At 42.9% G+C, this 18,311-nt stretch carries 15 protein-coding genes; 2 read left to right on the top strand and 13 right to left on the bottom strand.

Features of this window, described 5'->3' with window-relative positions; all coding sequences use genetic code 11:
- A partial coding sequence (locus tag ACM0OZ_RS31630) for an RNA-guided endonuclease InsQ/TnpB family protein (protein WP_414586791.1) occupies positions 1-573 on the bottom strand: 573 nt, incomplete at its 3' end.
- A gap of 59 nt (positions 574-632) precedes the next feature.
- Here ACM0OZ_RS31630 and ACM0OZ_RS31635 point away from each other — a divergent pair.
- Positions 633-818: a hypothetical protein gene (locus ACM0OZ_RS31635; RefSeq protein ID WP_414586167.1), complete on the top strand. Its 186-nt coding sequence runs from the start codon at positions 633-635 to the stop codon at positions 816-818.
- Between the two features lie 60 nt (positions 819-878).
- On the opposite strand, the gene ACM0OZ_RS31640 is transcribed toward ACM0OZ_RS31635, so the two are convergent.
- The 7 genes from ACM0OZ_RS31640 to ACM0OZ_RS31670 form a co-directional block, all read right to left on the bottom strand.
- Positions 879-1,817, bottom strand: coding sequence for a DUF5996 family protein (locus ACM0OZ_RS31640; RefSeq protein ID WP_414586792.1), 939 nt, complete (start codon positions 1,815-1,817; stop codon positions 879-881).
- Positions 1,818-2,076: 259 nt separating this feature from the next.
- A complete protein-coding gene (locus ACM0OZ_RS31645; protein ID WP_414586793.1) occupies positions 2,077-2,274 on the bottom strand; it encodes a hypothetical protein in 198 nt (65 codons plus the stop codon).
- Positions 2,275-2,419: 145 nt separating this feature from the next.
- Positions 2,420-4,177, bottom strand: a complete 1,758-nt coding sequence (locus tag ACM0OZ_RS31650) for a hypothetical protein (RefSeq protein WP_414586794.1) — start codon at positions 4,175-4,177, stop codon at positions 2,420-2,422.
- Between the two features lie 87 nt (positions 4,178-4,264).
- Positions 4,265-4,483, bottom strand: a complete 219-nt coding sequence (locus ACM0OZ_RS31655) for a hypothetical protein (protein ID WP_414586795.1) — start codon at positions 4,481-4,483, stop codon at positions 4,265-4,267.
- Between the two features lie 771 nt (positions 4,484-5,254).
- Positions 5,255-6,337, bottom strand: a complete 1,083-nt coding sequence (locus ACM0OZ_RS31660; RefSeq protein WP_414586796.1) for a class I fructose-bisphosphate aldolase — start codon at positions 6,335-6,337, stop codon at positions 5,255-5,257.
- 132 nt (positions 6,338-6,469) lie between these two features.
- Positions 6,470-10,045, bottom strand: coding sequence for an AAA-like domain-containing protein (locus tag ACM0OZ_RS31665; protein WP_414586797.1), 3,576 nt, complete (start codon positions 10,043-10,045; stop codon positions 6,470-6,472).
- 59 nt (positions 10,046-10,104) lie between these two features.
- Positions 10,105-11,781, bottom strand: coding sequence for an AAA-like domain-containing protein (locus ACM0OZ_RS31670; protein WP_414586798.1), 1,677 nt, complete (start codon positions 11,779-11,781; stop codon positions 10,105-10,107).
- A 451-nt stretch (positions 11,782-12,232) separates the two neighbouring features.
- Between ACM0OZ_RS31670 and ACM0OZ_RS31675 the strand changes: the two genes are divergently transcribed.
- Entirely contained in the window at positions 12,233-14,461 is a 2,229-nt protein-coding gene (locus ACM0OZ_RS31675) for an FdhF/YdeP family oxidoreductase (protein WP_414586799.1), read from the top strand.
- Positions 14,462-14,732: 271 nt separating this feature from the next.
- On the opposite strand, the gene ACM0OZ_RS31680 is transcribed toward ACM0OZ_RS31675, so the two are convergent.
- The 5 genes from ACM0OZ_RS31680 to ACM0OZ_RS31700 form a co-directional block, all read right to left on the bottom strand.
- Positions 14,733-15,965: a DUF4336 domain-containing protein gene (locus ACM0OZ_RS31680; RefSeq protein ID WP_414586800.1), complete on the bottom strand. Its 1,233-nt coding sequence runs from the start codon at positions 15,963-15,965 to the stop codon at positions 14,733-14,735.
- A gap of 606 nt (positions 15,966-16,571) precedes the next feature.
- Positions 16,572-17,141, bottom strand: a complete 570-nt coding sequence (locus ACM0OZ_RS31685; RefSeq protein WP_414586801.1) for a hypothetical protein — start codon at positions 17,139-17,141, stop codon at positions 16,572-16,574.
- A 41-nt stretch (positions 17,142-17,182) separates the two neighbouring features.
- Positions 17,183-17,767, bottom strand: coding sequence for a hypothetical protein (locus tag ACM0OZ_RS31690; RefSeq protein ID WP_414586803.1), 585 nt, complete (start codon positions 17,765-17,767; stop codon positions 17,183-17,185).
- Complete coding sequence (locus tag ACM0OZ_RS31695; protein ID WP_414586804.1) at positions 17,751-18,143, bottom strand: FHA domain-containing protein; 393 nt, start codon at positions 18,141-18,143, stop codon at positions 17,751-17,753. The genes ACM0OZ_RS31690 and ACM0OZ_RS31695 overlap by 17 nt, the downstream gene beginning before the upstream one ends.
- A complete protein-coding gene (locus ACM0OZ_RS31700) occupies positions 18,133-18,303 on the bottom strand; it encodes a hypothetical protein (RefSeq protein ID WP_414586805.1) in 171 nt (56 codons plus the stop codon). Before ACM0OZ_RS31700 ends, ACM0OZ_RS31695 begins: the two co-directional genes overlap by 11 nt.
- Positions 18,304-18,311: the final 8 nt, after the last annotated feature.

Genomic DNA, 18,311 nt, shown 5'->3' on the forward strand with positions numbered 1-18,311 from the left:
GTATTCCAAACCGACATCTAAGCCAATCTCCCCATCCGCGATTCTCGGCTCAGGAGTTATATCCACTTTTACGCAGAATTGAACATAGTAGCCATCAGCCCTACGCACAATCCGAACTCGTTTAATTAACTCAATTGGATATGTATGGATATCCCACTTACCCAAAAGCCGCAAGGTACCAATACCTTTTTTGTCTAAGAAGGTAATCCGACGCTTGGTTGGGTGCAGCTTCCATCCTGAGGTTTTGTACTCAACACAACGAGCATCCTTTTTAAAACGTGGATAGCCCTTTTTACCCGGCTTATTCTTTTTACAATTGTCGAAAAACCGTGAAATAGCTCGCTCTACATTCTCAACGGATGCTTGAGTTGCATGGCTGTTTAGGTTTTTGACAAATTCAAATTCTGCGCGCAATCGAGTGTTGTATTGGTACAGTTCTTTTTTGCCTACACCACGGTTGTCCATCCAGTATCTCAGCACCTTGTTTCGCACAAACTGACTTGTACGAATAGCTTCATTTATTGCTGTTGCTTGCGACTTCTTGACTACCGCTTTGTACTCCAATACCAACACTCTTGAACCACCTCCTCTTATTTGTTAACTTATGGCTAGTATATCCACACTTACTGAAAATGGCAACAGGTAAAGGAAAAAAAAGAATAAAAAATCAACCAGTGTTTTACAATGAGTTAAAAACTAGGCATAATATCATAATCACTCCGAGTTCTTGGATGAAATTGCAGATATATGCCAAAAAACAGGGAGTGAGTGTTAGTGAACTTATCGAGCAGTGGGCGCAAAAATTAGACGGGGATTAAAATCCCCTACGGGCTTATCCCCATAAATGAATTTAGGGGCTTGCGCCCTTCGATTGTCGGTCAGATTGAGGTGCGTTCCAACGCTGCTTGGTCCCAATTTCCTCGCTTAGCAGCTGCATCGTAAGTGCTTTGCAAAAAGGCGAGCAGTACTGCATCCGGATCATCAGCCCGTCGCACTGCTTCATACGGCAGGATGAACTCTTGCATCTGCAAATTGTAGAACGCCTCCTTTGGGTGGACGGGGTAGACTCGGAATCCCTCCGGTTCAGGGTAGGCGTAGGAGTAAAAAACAGGTTCTTCCACTGCCCCGCCACCAGGCCAGAAGCCACAGCTGCTTACCTGATGCGAGTAAGCCTCTCGCGTTACCCAATCCGCCATATTAGGAACCCCACCCGGATGCTCTGGGGCGCGATGCCCAGAAAAACGGGTCACGGCAAGGTCAAAGCTGCCCCAAAAAAAATGCACGGGGCTGGATTTACCAAGAAAACGCGAGCGGAATTCTGTCATCACCCGGTCTACTTGCACAAGAATACGCCATAACCGCTGTGCATACTCTGGATCGTAAGTTGCATGTTTGTAATCTTGCTCAAAGGGGATTGGCTGTGCGACTTCTTGCGGCATTGTCCAAATCCGAACGGAAATGCCAATCTCGCCTAGTACATTCATAACATTCTGGTAAAAGTCTGCTACGGAGCGAGAAACAAGCGCGATTCTTCGAGTGATGCCATCATTGGTCTGGATTTGTAGATGGTGTTCCAGAAAGTCAAAGCTAATCTCAAAGGTGCGTGTTCCGTAGGGAATTGAAGAGGTTGTTAGACCACGCGGTGTTACATACAGAGTAGAGTGCCACCAATGGTTAAGTTTGGCAGCCAGCACCAGCCGAATCTTGCCGATAATCTGAGTCCACATATGTAGTGTTGCATACGTATCTTGCCATTCTGTAACGGGCAGACTGGGCCAGGTGGTATCGGTGAGTGTACCATGATCAAGTTCTGCCATGACGTAAAGTCTCCATATAGGGAAATTAGCAAGGGAAAGTAGCGAACCCCAAACTGCTGTATAAAGTGGGTAGACAAGCAAACTAGACCCACTCATCCTTTTATTAAACCAGTTACAGCAGTTTGCTCTAACTTTTGTCCAAAAAGTTATTCTATCCTAAGCAGTCTCTCAAAAAACATGAGCAACATCAATAGTTAAAATTCGCACATTGATTGCGATCGTATGGCCGGCGTGACTACTTTGGGCGATCAGATGTTTTTTAGTTTGGTCTATTCAGAGTTAGAAATTTCACCTGCACAAATAAAACAACTGCAACAAAAAGCGATGCAATTTCTAGGTGAAACAAAAGAGCAATATACGGCTGCTTAAGTTTTTGCTGATCATCTCGCACTGATTGGAAAGGATGTTCAAGCTTGGGTAAATTTATTTGCTGAAGATGCAGTCGTTGGATTTCCATATGCTTCTGCTCTTGGTTTACCAGAACGATTAGAAGGCAAATTTGCCATCGAGGGGTGAAATTAGCAGCCGTGCAGAAAGTTACGCCTCGCGATTCCGCTGGGTAGGTGAAAGCTTATCACTATGACAATCACAAGAATTGGTAGTTATTGCTGTAGTGCATGAGTAATACAGTCTGCTTCCAGCACAACCATACTCTTAGTCTCGAACACAGAACAGCGTTTTGTTAGCATTACTAGTGCCGGAACTGTTCCCTGTTCCAAGCTGGTTAAAGCCTCTGTAAACGCTGGCTGAAAACTTCTAAGCCAGCTTTTGCCGCTTAAATAATCAGGTGTAAACGCTACGCGATCCAACAACCAGAAAGTTATCCCATACTTCTGAATCAACTGTTGTGCTGCTAATAAGTCCTGACTGTACTGAGCATGAATCAAATCGATACTTCGTTGGTGAATCTGGCGGTAGTAGCCTAGATGGAAGGGAAGTGCGTATTCTTTACCGATTAAAATAGATCGTTGCGCAAACGTCGGGATATTATTTGCTTCATCAGACAGGGTAGCAATAAGAATGTTTTTAGGTTGCCTCTGAAAAAATTTATACAAAGCTGACTCGTTAGACACTCTATAATTCGTTCTTGGAAACGCTTTTGAAAAATTAGGGAACAGCACGAGCGTCGCTCCTAATGTTACCATTAATACTAATATCCAGAATCTTTTTCTTCGGAGACTGGATTCTGTCATTTGCTCACAAGCCCGAAACAGTGCATCCAGTATTAGGGTCAACATTATTCCAGCAGCAAGCGCCATAACAATTCGCAAAGTATGACCTGTATATCGGGTAGGAAAAAACAGTTTTAGTAGCAAAGCATGAGCAGCAAAAAATAGACATAAGGATACCAACACGATTTGAGATAAAACTGTAACCTCACTTTTGACCTGCTTAACCAATGGGAAGCAAGACAAATTTTGCAGCACTATTGGCAAGAACAACCCAACCCAAATCAAAGGAGGTAATAACGGCGGTAGTATACCACTATGTTGTCCAATTAGCCAAAACTTCCAAGAGTTGTCGTCAAAAAAAGGATGTCGTCCTCCCGGCCAGAACTCCGGCATTGCTTTGGCTTGTGTAGCGGTGACAAGTGGATTAAACTCAGAGGAAGCTAAGGCATAGGGCAGCATTGCGAGAAAGCCTAGCCCCAAGACAGCTACACACAACAATAAGCTACTCTGCTTGTGCTTAAGCCGGGGTGTACAACGCTTCCAGTCCCATAACCGTAGGAACAAAATTCCTTCTGAAATAAATATAAGTACAGGATAAATAAGCCCTTGCAGAACGAGTGTTACGCACACAGCTAGCCAAGATCTACGTAGCATATAGTACAAAAATGCTAAAAACAATGGATATACAAAAGATCTAGGTGTGGCAGAAACCAAGTCATCTTGGAACCAAAGGCTTTGATTTAGGAGGAATGTAGCGATAAATCCAGCCATGGGCACTGGAAAAATCTGGAGGGAAACGCCAAAACAGTAGGCGGTGGCAATCAAGCTCAATACGATTGGTAAGATTTTACTGAGTAAAAGTGGATTAATATCTAGACTTGCCATCAACTGGTAAACAGTAGCAAATCCAGGCGGTGTGATGGATTTAAAGTAATCTGCAATCAAATCATGAGGCAGTAGTTCTGGATCTATAAACCGCTGCATCCAAAACACATACTCCCGCGCATCATCCTGGACAGCGTATTCATGTCTGACAGCTTTCAGAAGCCCTAAAATACCATAAAAAATTGCAAACGATAGGCTCAGACCAAACCAAAATATAACTGATGTAGAGGTTCTAAAGTGTTCAGAAGCAGATGGTTTGTCTATCGAAGCAGTAAAAAATCTATGCAGACGTGAGACTAGCATTATCTGTTGCTTATCGTTTCAAGAAGTGTTTTAATTAAACTCCCCAATATACCCAATTGACACTCCCCTGGCTACGTGAATATCGCGCTACGCGCTCATCATCATATCTAATAGCTGGCAATATGACGACTGCTTTCTTGGGGCGATCGCTTGGGGACAACTGGGGACAGAAGCGGCGACACTCTCTAATGACCTGCTATCAATACTTTCACCAACTTCAAGCTTAGAAGCGGGGACAACTTGTCCCCAGTTGTCCCCACCCTCTTTGCTTTGTGTCTCAATAATTTCGTCCTTTCCTAGGGACAATGGGGACGCTTCTTTAGTAATAGAGTCATCGTTTGAACCGCCATAGTATAAAATAATTTTATAAAATAAGCTCAGCTTATATAGTAACGTCTCTTTTTCACTAGGGAAGGTTGAAAAATTGTCCCCACTGTCCCCACTTGTCCCCAGTTTTTGTTGATAACCTCCAGTAATCTCCTATTGGTGAAAATATCGGGAAATATACGTTATATGAAATCCGGGTAATTAGTTATCGTATATGGCAGTCTTCGGCCACCAGTGGTAACAGGTTAATCTACTGATATGGCAAAAGGCAGCTATGCTGCTATGCTGTAGGGCGAAGCTCTTCCCGAAGGGTGGGCAGAAGGTTTATTACTAGTACGTGGTCGTTTCAGCCATTAAATCTGTCCTAACCTTTATGGCGACAGCTATAAAACCTTTATGTTTTAGCAAGACTTGGCAATGTGCAACTAATGCGTCTTCAAGTTCCTTGATAGATTCTATAGGTGTTTTCAATTGAGTGCAATACATGTAGCTTGTAGGGGCACAGCATGCTCTGCGCCCCTACTGAGGGGTGGAGTTTGGGGATCAGCTTAGGCGACGTTGCATATTTGCAGGATGAATTTTGTGTTTTTGTGGGATGGAGAGAAGTCTGAGGATCGGTCTCCTCCAAACCGCGTTAGCTCCCACCGGGTGAAGGCTCAGAACTTCGGGGCATCTTGCCCGTCCCTTGAATTTTTTGGGCAGGCAGGATGCCTACCCCACAAGAATCATCCCTAAATTCAGCAACGCCGCTTAAGCTATTGTGACCTCACTAGACAAGTAAACATCTTGAATCGCGTGGAACAGCTTCACTCCTTCCTCAAAAGGACGCTGGAATGTTTTGCGCCCAGAAATTAATCCTGTTCCACCAGCACGTTTGTTAATTACAGCAGTGCGAATGGCTTCTGCAAAGTCATTTTTTCCTGACGCCCCACCAGAGTTAATCAACCCTGCACGTCCACAGTAGCAATTGAGTACTTGGTAACGAGTTAAATCAATTGGGTGGTCTGTTGTTAGGTCTGTATAAACCCGCTCATTGGTTTTACCGTAACTGTGACCAGTCGCTTTGGCTACTGCTCCGTAGCCGTTGTTAATCTCAGGCAATTTTTGTTTGATGATGTCTGCTTCAATTGTTACACCAAGATGATTCGCCTGTCCCGTAAGGTCACCTGCAAGGTGATAGTCTTTGTCTTGTTTGAAAGCGTTGTTACGCAAATAGCACCAAAGAATAGTCGTCAGCCCCAGTTCATGAGCGTGTTTGAAGGCTTGGCTGATTTCCTGAATTTGCCGGGTGGACTGTTCTGAGCCAAAATAAATTGTCGCACCCACCGCAGCAGCACCCAAGTTCCAAGCTTGTTCGACATCGGCAAACAAAACCTGGTCAAATTGATTGGGGTAAGTCAGCAGTTCGTTGTGGTTGAGTTTGACTATGAAAGGGATTTTGTGGGCATATTTACGCGAAACTGAACCCAAGACTCCTAAAGTCGTAGCAACAGCGTTGCACTCGGCTGCTATTGCCAGCTTGACAATATTTTCTGGGTCAAAGTAAATGGGGTTGGGTGCAAAAGACGCACCCGCTGAGTGTTCAATCCCTTGGTCTACAGGGAGAATAGATAAATACCCAGTATTTGCCAGCCGTCCGGTAGAGTAAAGTGTTTGGAGATTGCGCAAAACTTGGGGATTGCGATCGCTATTCAACCAGACTCGATCCACAAAGTCGGGTCCTGGTAGATGTAGCAAATCCTTGGAAACTTTTGCCTTATAGGTGAGCAAGTCTTCTGCTTCTTTGCCGAGCTGGGACTCGATAAAACCTGGTGTAGATAGAGTGGCAGTCATAATTTTTCCTCAAGACTTCCGTCTCTTATAGTGGCTATGCCCAGACTAGCGTATGTCTCCCCGAAGACAGAACAATAGCTATTTTTTCTTTGGATTTTCTTTAGGTTCTAAGAAAAATTGGACACACTCTTATCAGCGATACTTATCACACAGATGCCTATCTTCCTCTGTGACCTCTGCATTCGTCCGTAGATAATCGCGCACCCAATCACAACCATACGCCACCAAAGCCTCGCGCTGCAAATCTCGCTCCAAGTTCCACAAAATCACTTTTCCGGTAGTATCAGATGAGGCAAGCACAAGCCCGTTACGGCTGAAGCTGACTGCCCTTACTTGAAAGTTATGTCCAATCAGCGTTTGCGCTTCGGTACCATTAAGGTTCCATAATTTAACAGTGTCGTCAGCACTAGCTGAGGCAACTAACTTGCTATCAGGGCTCCAAGCGACACTCCAAACCGAATCGCCATGCCCTTTGAGCGTGAGCAACTCTTGCCCATCCCGACTCCACAGTTTCACGGTTTTGTCGCGAGAAGCTGTCGCGATCATTTTGCCATTTGGACTCCAAGCGACACTCATCACTTGATTGTCATGTCCTCGCAGCGTGTGCAATACGGTACCATTAAGGTTCCATATTTTAACAGTATTGTCAGGACTGGCAGAGGCAACTAACTTGCTATCAGGACTCCAAGCGACGCTCCAAATGCGATCGCTATGCCCTTTGAGCGTGAGCAACTCTTGCCCATCCCGACTCCACAATTTCACGGTTTTGTCCTGAGAACCTGTCGCGATCATTTTGCCATCCGGACTAAAGCTGACACTTAGTACCCCACCCTTGTGTCCTTTAAGCGTCTGCAGTTGTTGCCCATCTTGACTCCAGAGCTTAACTGTTCCATCCCAACTAGCAGTAGCAACCGTTTTACCGTCAGGACTCCAAGCTACACTGTTGACTACATGAGTATGTCCCTTAAGGATTTTAACAGCTAAACCGTCAGGCGATACAAGTTTAGCTGTTTTGTCTTGAGAGGCAGTGGCGAGGGCTTTGCCATCTGGACTAAAACTAACGCTCATCACCCAGTCCTTATGCACCGACAAAACGTTGAGATACTTACCCTCTAGATTCCAAAGCCTAACCGTTTTATCCTGAGATCCAGTCACAAGAGTTTTGCTATCAGGGCTAAAACTCACGCTCATCACCTGGTCATTATGCCCTTTGAAGGTCTGAATTTCTCTGCCATCTCGACTCCAAAGTTTCACCGTATTATCTGCACTGGCAGTAGCAATTTTTCCGTCAGGGCTGAAACTGACACTGATAATTCCTTTGTCATGCCCTTGGAGGATTTTATCAGGACGGGTTTTAAAGCTAGTTTGATTCTTTCGACTCCAAAGTCTAATTGTTTTGTCCCAACTAGCAGTCGCCAAGATATCATTATCAGGACTGAAACTAACACTCATAACTGTGTGGTTATGTCCTTTGAGAGTTTGTAGTTCTTTACCCTCGCGACTCCAAAGTTTGACAGTTCTGTCCCGACTGGCGCTAGCAATCATTTTGCCGTCAGGACTCCAAGCTACACTAGTAACCCATCCGCCATGTCCTTTGAGCGTTTGCACTCTTGTGCCAAACTCCTGCCCAGACGCTTTGTTTTCAAGACTCCAAAGTTTGACTGTATTGTCAACACAGCCACTTACAATTATCTTGCCGTCGGGACTCCAAGCTACACTGGTGACTTCATCATTATGCCCGACAAGAGTTTGCACTATTGTACCATCAAGACGCCAGAGTTTAATGGTCTTGTCCCGACTGGCACTGGCTATCATTTTACCGTCGGGACTCCAAGCTAAGCTGGTGACTTCATCATTATGCCCGACAAGAGTTTGCATTATTGTGCCATCCAGACGCCAAAGTTTGATGGTGTTATCCCGACTGGCACTAGCTATGATTTTACCATCCGGGTTAAACCTGACACTCCTGACGACTCCATCATGTCCTTCTAAACGATTGTGTTCTCTTACCCAGTAGAGGGTTTGTTGGAGTCTCGTCTCTACCTTCGCCCGAAGTTTGGTATTAGCCCAGACTTGAGGAGTTTGTTTAAGTTTGATGCTAGCTTTCAGACTTGCTATTAAGGCATCTAGCTTATGATTTGTGTTAAACAATGCTTCTGAATGGTTTACTAAGGCAGTGATTTCGTATTCCGTTGCCCGTTGTTTTTGAGATGCTGCTTGCTGCGCCAACAATCCTGCGATTCCTAATAGACAGAACGCTACTACTGAAGTTATGCCTAACCCAAGCTTCGCTTGTTTGATGGTTTGTTGGGCTTTTTGTTGCGCTACCGTTAAAGTGTAATTAGCTTGAGCTAAGAGCAAAGCCGCTTGTTTTTCAGCTTCCAAAGCTTTTTGGGTTTCGCGTTTCTCTAATTCTTGACTGGCGGTAAGAAACTGATAATCCAAGTCAGTCAGACTTTTGCCCTGCACCCAAGCTTGGGCATCTCTTAAGGCAAGTCCGCGCAGTAGTCGCGATTCATCAGTTTGTTTTGAGGCAACCCAAGCATCAAAGGTTTGGGAGTAGGGACGCAGGTTTCTGAATTGTTTTTCCACCCATTTGGTGTTAAAAACTTCCTGATAAATGCGGTTTGTCACCTGCAAATAACCCTGGTTTTTCACCACCAAACCTGATAACAACAGTTCGATTTGCTGACGCGAGTCATCGGCTTTGACGAACACACCTTGCAAAAGACTCTGATAAATACCGAGTATTCTCGCAGCACGTTTTTCATTTCTCAGAATCCGGTTGCTTATCGTCCGCAAATGCTGTGGTTCATCCTGCGATTCCCAGTTATCAATGATGTGTTTATGCACCAACTGGTTGAGCCAATATTCCTCATTGCTTGCAGTATTAGGCAGAGTATTAATTTCGTTGATCGAACTCTTGATTGCTTTGTTTGAGGAATTTAGGCAAAGTTGACAAAGCTTCTGAGTGAGAAATGGTTGTCCACCTGTCCAAGCTAATATTTCTTTGAGAATAGCTTCCGGGTTACTAACTGTGTCCTTTAATCCCTGAATGAGCGGCTGTGCTTCATCTAATTGAAATCCGTGTAGTTCTATCCCTGTACCAATATTAAAAGGTGTACGATTTTTATCTGCAATTAAATCGCTGGGTGTGGCGACTCCAAAAATTGCAAACGTGAGGCGATTGTAGTGTGGATTGATAGCTCTGCGATTGTAGCAAGACCGTATGAGGGCAAAGAAATCATCAACGGCAAAATCTAAGCTGAGAATACTATCAATTTCATCAATAAATATAACAATATTATCTTGGGGAAACTGAATTAACAAGATATCTTCAATAAAACGATTCACAAGCTGAAGCAGCGAGATACCTTGTTCGTCGCGCCACCAGGATTTTAAATTCACTTTTTCTAATAAGCTAAACCCCCGCCACAATTCACTCACAACGCCTTTGTACCACTGGAGTGGCGTGATATTTTCGCCGCCTACACAGGACACATCTACAGTCGTACAGCGGTATCCTTGTTGTTGTAGCAGATGACGAGTCCTCACCATGATTGAGGATTTGCCCATTTGCCGAGTGTTGAGGACATAACAAAACTCACCCGCTTTTAATGCTTGATATAGTTCCTCATCAGCTTTGCGTTTTACATAGCTTGGAGTATCAATTCCAAGACTTCCACCTACTTGATATCTGTATGTCATTAGTTACTCATGGCTCAATCATAGGCTTGTGATGGCGCTGAAGCACCACGGCTCACCTTCTACCTATTATTACGGAATCCATAATTTAAAGTTTTGCTGATATAAGTGCGATCGCGCTTTACAAGTACTGACTGCTCAAGTGTTTCAGAAACAGCATTTACGAGAACGCTTGAAGAGTTTTTCTTTTGGGGAATTGTGCAAGCAATTGCTAAACTGACAGTAACCACAGGTGCTGGAAGACCATAAAGTGTCTCTTGATGAGCAAGACCTAATTTTTTGACTTGTTTGCGGATCAGTTCAGCAATTTTAAAAGCCGAATCGGCTGTTGTATCGGGCAAAATAGCTGCAAATTCTGCCTCTTTATAACAAACTGGCAATCCTTGATGCGAATCATGGCTGCTTATAACATTACTAATAACCTTAGCAATAAGTTGTACACATTCATCTGCAGCTTTCTGACCATGAGTATTATTGTAAATTTTAAAATAATCAATTTCCAACAAAATCAATGACAAAGGACTTTTTTCTTCTGTTAATCTTTGCCATTGTTGTTCTAGGTAGATGTCAAAGTAGCGTTGATTAGCAAGTTGAGTCAGTTCATCAGTATAAGACAAGCGCTGTAACTCTTGAACTTGTCTTTGCAACTGCTCAATTTTTTCCGGCTCATTCTGTTCCTTAAGAATGTGAACAGTAAAATACTGCCGATACAACTCACAAGCTACGATGTATTGATAACCCTGCAATTTTATCAAACCCATACCTTCTAGCTTAAATGCTAGTATGGGGTCTAATTCCACATGAATACCAGCAGAAAGCACCTGTTTAAATGTTGTTATCAATTCAGGATTGTCCTGTAAACTTGCTAATTGTCTGCGCAAGTAAACGCTATAAATTCCAGCCATTGTGGAGGCTTCATTTAATAGCTGGTGTAAACTTTTTTCACGGAAGTTAGCAAGGTGATAAATAGCCAATCTTACTAAATAGGGATAGCCTCCCACCATTGCTTGTAGTGCTTGGGCATTTTTTTGCCCTACGTCACCTGTCCAATTGAGTCCGTAACGCTGGGCTAATTCCTGAATTTGCTCTAAACTAAACTCAGGTAATTTAATTGCTACTCCGACATTAAAAGGAGATTGATTAATATTGAGATCAGTATAAACTTCTGTAGAGTGAACAACAACTAACCGAAGTTTTTGCCAAAGTACATTTTGTTTTGCTTGTTCATGCCATGAGCGCAGCAAAGAGAAAAATTCTTGGGTAATTGTGGAATATTCAAAAATCTGATCCACATCATTTAAAATTAAAACTAAAGGAGTATTTAAATTTTTCAGCAAATAATTTTCAAAATAAATTGTACAACTCACCTTACTGCCAGTATCCTCATCCCAATAGTTATCTAGCATTGGTGTTAAGTCTAACTGGCGGCTGACATAACCACAAAACCAACGCAAAAATTTCTCCAAGCAAGTACAAACTGCTGCCTCTGCTTGCTGAAAATCTATATATACTGTAGAGAAACCAGATTGCTTGGCATAATCCAGCAAACGCAGTACCAAAGAAGTTTTCCCTGTTTTATGAGGAGATTGTATGCGAATAACGCTCCCGGTTCTGGTGAGTTCTTGATAAATTTGTTCTTCAATTGAGGGACGTGCAATGTAAAAAGGAGAATCAAGAGGTTCTGGATCACAAGCAAATTCTGTGGTTACTGAGTGCTGTCGTTCGTAGTTCGTAGCCAAAATAATTTTCACCAATCAAATAGGATTGTTATATCTTTGACACTCCCACGCCTAAAAGGCGGTGGGATTCTAAACTCACAGGGAGTCCGATGGCTTTACTCTCCTCCGCGCATCTTGACCATACATTATTCTAATAAATCACCTAGGCGATTTTTAAGACAGCAACTCAAGTTGCCTTCGCATTCATTCCCGCCGAAGGCGTAGGGCTTTGTGCTTTAATTGTTGTAAATTCCAAAATTTAGAGCAGTATAAGATTCAGTTTATGTTTACAAAGCTGTTGTTCAAAAACTAATGATAATAACTTTGTCTATACCTATTTAGAAATAAAACATTAAGAGTTATCTTACTCTGTATAAACATGAGTATTAGAAAAATAGCTTAATCTAAATTTACAATCTCAATATATATATATTTAGATAGATTGTCAAATTGTTAACAAGAACACAAAACTATGTTGCCTAAACCCAAAAAGCATTGGACACCCTCAAACTGGGCAAGTTGGAAGCCCTTTGGAATTGGAGAGCAATACCCAAATAACTACTGGGAAGTTTTTCGTGCCATTTGGCTATCTCGTCACAAATTACCTTATGCGTGGAACATCCTGAACAAAGGTGTGTGTGATGGCTGTGCTTTGGGGACAACCGGGATGAAAGATTGGACAGTAGAAGGAATTCATGTCTGCAATGTGCGGTTGCGGCTTTTGCAGATGAACACAATGTCCGCTTTTGATCCTACTATTTTGGCGGATGTCTCCCAGTTGCAAAGAAAAACTAGTGCCGAATTACGGGAGTTCGGACGGCTTCCTTACCCAATGATCCGCCAACATAAAGAAAAAGGCTTTCGTCGAGTCAGTTGGGATGAAGCTTTGCAAGTTATTGCCAGTCGCATCCGCGCCACCACGCCAAACCGCCTCAGCTTCTATATTACCAGCCGGGGCACCGTCAACGAAACATACTACGCCACTCAAAAAGCTGTGCGGGCGATGGGAAGCAACAACATTGACAACGCCGCCCGTATCTGTCATTCTCCTAGTACTGCTGGTCTTAAAGGTGCGATCGGTGCAGCTGCGACCACCTGCTCTTATAAAGATTGGATTGGCACAGATTTATTAGTCTTCATTGGTTCAAACGTAGCTAATAATCAACCTGTCACTGTTAAGTATCTGCACTACGCCAAGAAAGCAGGTACAAGGATAGTCGTGATCAACACTTATCGGGAACCAGGAATGGAGCGCTACTGGGTACCCTCAATTGTGGAAAGTGCTTTGTTTGGCACCAAGTTTGCTGAAGATTTCTTTTTGGTAAACATGGGCGGGGACATGGCATTCTTGAATGGTACAATCAAGCATATGATTGCCAACAACTGGGTAGATCAGTCGTTTATTAATCGCTACACTGCTGGATTTGATGAACTCAAAACCTTCCTGGAAACGCAATCTTGGGAAGAGTTAGAAAAGCTTTCGGGTGCTTCCCGCGATGAAATGTACACTTTTGCCAAGATGGTTGGAGAAGCAAATAAAGCTGTCTTTGTTTGGAGTATGGGCATTACCCAGCATGAGTGCGGCGAAGATAATGTCAGAGCAATCATCAACCTAGCTCTCACCAAAGGTTTTGTTGGTCGCGAAGGTTGCGGTTTGATGCCAATTCGTGGTCACTCTGGGGTGCAGGGTGGCGCAGAGATGGGATGTTACGCTACAGTCTTTCCTGGTGGCAAACCGATTACCCCAGAAAATGCTACCCAGTTGAGCAAGCTTTGGGGCTTTGAAGTGCCGACAAGTAAAGGTTTAATTGCTCCAGAGATGATTCATGCAGCATATGAAAGGCAGTTAGATGTTTTGTTCTCCGTGGGTGGGAATTTCTTGGAAGTTTTGCCAGAACCTGATTATGTAGAAGATGCTTTAAAGAGGGTTCCACTGCGAGTGCATATGGATATAGTCCTTTCTAGCCAAATGCTTGTGGAAGGGGCAGATACTGTCGTGTTGTTACCTGCGACGACTCGCTACGAAATACCAGGAGGAGTCACAGAAACCAGCACCGAACGCCGGATCATTTTCAGTCCAGAAATTGCTGGTTCACGCATTGGGGAAGCGCGTCCAGAGTGGGAGGTGTTTCTGGAATTGGCAAGGCGCGTTGTAGAGACGCGCCATGGCGCGTCTCTACATTTTGCTGATACCGCTGCTTTACGCCAAGAGATTGCCCAAGTTGTCCCGCAATACGCTGGAATTCAACACTTAAAGGAAGCGGGTGACCAGTTTCAGTACAGTGGATCACATCTGTGCTTTGGCTGGAATTTCCCCACACCAGATGGTAAAGCACATTTTGCAGTCGTATCTCGTCAAGAACGAGAATTACCGGAGGGCTATTTCCTAGTAGCCACGCGCCGGGGCAAACAATTTAATAGTATGGTACAAGAGCGCAAGGATGCAATTACTGGCGCAATGCGCGAGGCGGTACTTATAAATCAGGAAGATGCCAAGCACCTGGGAGTTAAGGATGGTGATGCGGTGATTCTGAAAAATGAACTCGGTAGTTTTCAAGGCAGAGTTTACACAGCACCGATTAAGCCGGGAAATTTGCAGGTGCATTGGCCAGAAGGCAATGTACTGTTAGATAGAAGTAAGCGTTCCAGTGAAGGAGTGCCGGATTATAATGCGGTGGTGTGTTTGGAAAAGGTTGAGTAAATTTGTTACAAATATCTGATTTAGGGCTATTTGGAACCGCAGCCTATAGCAGATGGACGCAGATAATATCAAGTCCGGCAAATGAGCCGTAATAAAACTTATATGTAGTAAGGACTTCAGTCCTTGTTTTGTCCAAGAGGACTAAAGTCCTCACTACAAACTTAGTAAGGTTATTTAATCGGACATAATATAATTTATCTGTGTCCATCTGTGTCCATCTGTGGTTTTATATTCAAAAAAATTACAGTTTCTCACCCCTTTGCCGTTTCTGCTACACCTTCTCTTTCGCAGGCGGCACAATGCCAAACTTGTTTAAACCTTTATCAATTACCCTAAGTAATTTAAAATCCTCCTGCGGTAAAGGATAACTGCTACTGTTGAACAAACCCGCACTGATAGCAGGCTGCTTTTCAAGAAAGGAAAATGCTTGTCGAAATTGATGCGGCTGTGCTTGAATTGGTGAGTCGAAATGACAGGGAATAATCCACTGAAAGTCCCAACTCGTGACTTTATCAGCCCACTCGATGGTTTCCCTAGGTGCGCGGTTGAGAATGAGAGTTTGTAAAATTGGTGCTACAAACAGACGACCATTTCCTCGCAGTGCATCGAATGACCGCTTCCAGTCTAAGTTCCATTTGAAGGGAAATAACCCGAAATAGGCTTTCTTGCTGCGTTCTGGGGCTTTGAGGGCGTTGCCAAACACCTCACTCCATGTGGGTATTTTTAGCACGCTTGGTTGGAAGTACAAAGCAAACAGGGAGATGCGCTGCCATCCCTTACGGCGATTTGCTTGATTATCCTCAACTATATCAGACGCGTTGTCTTTAGCATGAAACAGCAAGGGGTATGGATCTAATTGGACGATCGCCGGCGGTTCTTCTGGTACAGAAACCACTGAGTCTGTTACCAGCAGAGTGTGCGATCGCCTATGAAAAAATGCAACTTCTTCAAACCGACCTGGTCCAAGCTCAATCGGACCTAGGATCGCATAATCAAACTCCTCGGCAAAGGGGGTTTGGCTGCTGTCTTCTGGGAGTAATAAAGTGCGTTTAGAGGGTAAGCCAAGCCAACTGAGTGGCAGATTCAGCGGAAAACTCCACTGATTGGGAGCTACAAACACCTGTGCGTTGGCAAAGTATCTGGCAAACGGACCAACGAAAACTTTGTGTTCTATGCCGGAGATAGTTGGGAGGATGATGTACTTGACGTTGCCGTGTTGTTCCACCAATTCCATGACCAAACGGATACACTCTCTTGTTGGTGCAACAGGCGCATAGACCAGGAGTCCGCCACTTTGTAACTTAACAACGGTCATGCGAACAGGCACGACAACGTAGAATATGCCCTGGAGTTGGTCAAAAGTCCAGACTGTATCTTTTACTACTTCTTTGCGGATTGTCCGCCGCTTGCCATATGGATAGATTGGCACAACAGGCCAAAACGACCATGAAAAGTCGCTTGGATGAATCTGTTCTGCGTTTTCTACACGTTCATCATGAGCCACTCCATGCCCCCCTTCCGAATTCCCAATCCTCAAGCTATTTTATCTATATTTGAACTCCAGATGTTGAAGTTCACCAAGGCGTCTCCTAGTAGTGTCTCAACAATAAATGTCTTAACTGAACCGTATTGACTTATGTCCTGTTGAATAAATGCATAAGTGAATTTCACTGACCCCTATACAAATAACGAGAGGAACAATATCCTTTCAATGCAAAATTATTGTTATGAAACTAATAATTAATGGATTAATAATATCTCAAAATATTTTTTTAATTTTCAATACTTTCATTAAAAATAATGAAGAATTTAGCTTTTTTTATACTTATTCAATGTCTTAATCCAGACAATAATTCTGACTTAATGCGACGATTTTTAATAAAAAAAAGCCCAAAAACAAGAATAAAGCGTCCCTATTGGTGAATGTAGTCAGATAAAAAATGGTTTTGGAGAATCCCGCGTCTTAACACTTATCTTAATAACAAAACTAAAAGGAGTTATAGCAATCCTAAATCATTCTGAACAACAAGATTCCCGACTTCTTAAAGAAGTCGGGAATCTGAGCATACGCGATTTTCACAAATCTGCGGAGGATTGCTATATTTGAGAGTTAAGAGAATTGAGCGAATCGGTCAGAGGGTATGATAGCAGTATCAAATTTATCCAAACCCATTTGGCGACATAAAGGGAGAAATTTTCCATAGTGAGTTGATGCATAACGACCAACCAAACACCCAGCGGACCACCTTCCCACTTTATCTGGTGCAGAAGCATCCTCAGAATCTCCTGTGGTATGTTGATTGACATAAAAGTCATCCCCTTGGACTTTTGTATCGCCTACTCGAATACCATCTTCATTAGCGTCACGAAACCCGATAATTGTCCCACACTGCACAAGCGCTGATTGCCTGTAGTGGTATCCAAATTCCCACGCATCAAGGAATTGAACATCATTAGCAATCCTAAAAGCGCCTTTTGGATTCATCCGGTTGTAGGTATAGTAAGCACCAGGTTCACAAGTCGCTTCACAAGAAAGCAATACCTCACCAATATCCGATATCACAATACGAACATCATCCCACTCGTCCAATTTCCCTTGTGTTGGTTGCCAAGTATCGGCGTTTGCATCTTCTAAGTAAACAATATTCAAAGGACGAATTCTCCACCCTTTTGATTTCATATAACGAATCATTTTTCTTCCAAGTTCAGAACAAACCATCTTCACTCCTCATCAACATTTAAATGTTTCAAACCTTGTTCTAATCTAGATATCCGATAGAGAGTTTCGTCAGATTTAGTTAAAAGCTTGACAGCTGCACCAATTTCATACAATTTATCTTCCATAAAAGAAAGCCTTTTTTGTGCTCCTATATGTAGATCCAAATCTGCGTGTTTTTCCAATTGTAGCCTGAGAGAATAAACTTCTCTCTCTATCATTCCGTGTTTTTCTGCAAGACTATCAGCAGTCAATCTTAATCTTTCTGACAATCGATCAGTTAGTATTTTTCCCTCATCAATTTCCCTCAGAATCTCATCTTTAATAGCGTGCTGTCTAACATCTCTAATTCCAATGTCAGCAAGCTTTATCTGTTGAAATGCAAATACACCACTGATGCCTGAAACAGCTAACCCAAACAAAGTGATAAAATCCAAATTTCCAATTTTAGGAAGATGGAGATGCACATTCATTTCTATCAAAATTTGGTGGATACCAACAGCTATGCTACTAATAGTAACAGCTAAAAATATAGTTCCCTTATAGGTAACTTCGCTTTCCGAGTAAAGCTTATCAAGCTTCCGCTTCATTGAATTCAAACCCCAAAGTTTCTTCGTGACTGGTTGGTTGTTCTACGACAAATTGAATACAGGGGACATTTTGATTTTTCGCAAAATTAATTATGTCTCCTGTTTTTAATCGAGTTGGTTTATCTATTCTGTTTCCATTTAAAAAAGTTCCTCCAGTACTTGCATTTCTTAGGGGAATTCCATCCCAAAGGGTGTAACAATAACCTTCAGCAGTTTCCTGAAGTATTAATGTACAGTGAAATCTTGATATAAAATTTGCATTTATACAGATATCACAACTAGAATTCCTACCAATTATGTATTTTTGTAGGTTTAACTTAATTGTCCGAATAGTCCCATTCAAGTCCGTTAGAAGTAAATAGAAATCATTTGTCATCTTTAGATTCAGTCGGAGATGGTAACCAATAAGCGATCGTACTTGTAACACCTCCCCAATAAAGCGCTTCACTTTTAGGATTGGAGAGTAATTGCAGCATACAAAAACCAAGAACGGCGATACTAACCCCAGCTTGCATTATCAATTTGAACTTGCTCATAGATTTGT

The sequence above is a fragment of the Scytonema sp. PCC 10023 genome, from assembly GCF_963920835.1.
Taxonomy (GTDB): Bacteria; Cyanobacteriota; Cyanobacteriia; order Cyanobacteriales; family Nostocaceae; genus Kalymmatonema.

Coding starts and splice junctions, on each gene's coding strand:
- ACM0OZ_RS31700 (WP_414586805.1), bottom strand. CDS start 18,303: ATGAGCAAGTTCAAATTGATAATGCAAGCTGGGGTTAGTATCGCCGTT.
- ACM0OZ_RS31650 (WP_414586794.1), bottom strand. CDS start 4,177: ATGCTAGTCTCACGTCTGCATAGATTTTTTACTGCTTCGATAGACAAA.
- ACM0OZ_RS31665 (WP_414586797.1), bottom strand. CDS start 10,045: ATGACATACAGATATCAAGTAGGTGGAAGTCTTGGAATTGATACTCCA.
- ACM0OZ_RS31685 (WP_414586801.1), bottom strand. CDS start 17,141: ATGAAATCAAAAGGGTGGAGAATTCGTCCTTTGAATATTGTTTACTTA.
- ACM0OZ_RS31660 (WP_414586796.1), bottom strand. CDS start 6,337: ATGACTGCCACTCTATCTACACCAGGTTTTATCGAGTCCCAGCTCGGC.
- ACM0OZ_RS31690 (WP_414586803.1), bottom strand. CDS start 17,767: ATGAAGCGGAAGCTTGATAAGCTTTACTCGGAAAGCGAAGTTACCTAT.
- ACM0OZ_RS31675 (WP_414586799.1), top strand. CDS start 12,233: ATGTTGCCTAAACCCAAAAAGCATTGGACACCCTCAAACTGGGCAAGT.
- ACM0OZ_RS31640 (WP_414586792.1), bottom strand. CDS start 1,817: ATGGCAGAACTTGATCATGGTACACTCACCGATACCACCTGGCCCAGT.
- ACM0OZ_RS31645 (WP_414586793.1), bottom strand. CDS start 2,274: ATGGAAATCCAACGACTGCATCTTCAGCAAATAAATTTACCCAAGCTT.
- ACM0OZ_RS31635 (WP_414586167.1), top strand. CDS start 633: ATGGCAACAGGTAAAGGAAAAAAAAGAATAAAAAATCAACCAGTGTTT.
- ACM0OZ_RS31695 (WP_414586804.1), bottom strand. CDS start 18,143: ATGACAAATGATTTCTATTTACTTCTAACGGACTTGAATGGGACTATT.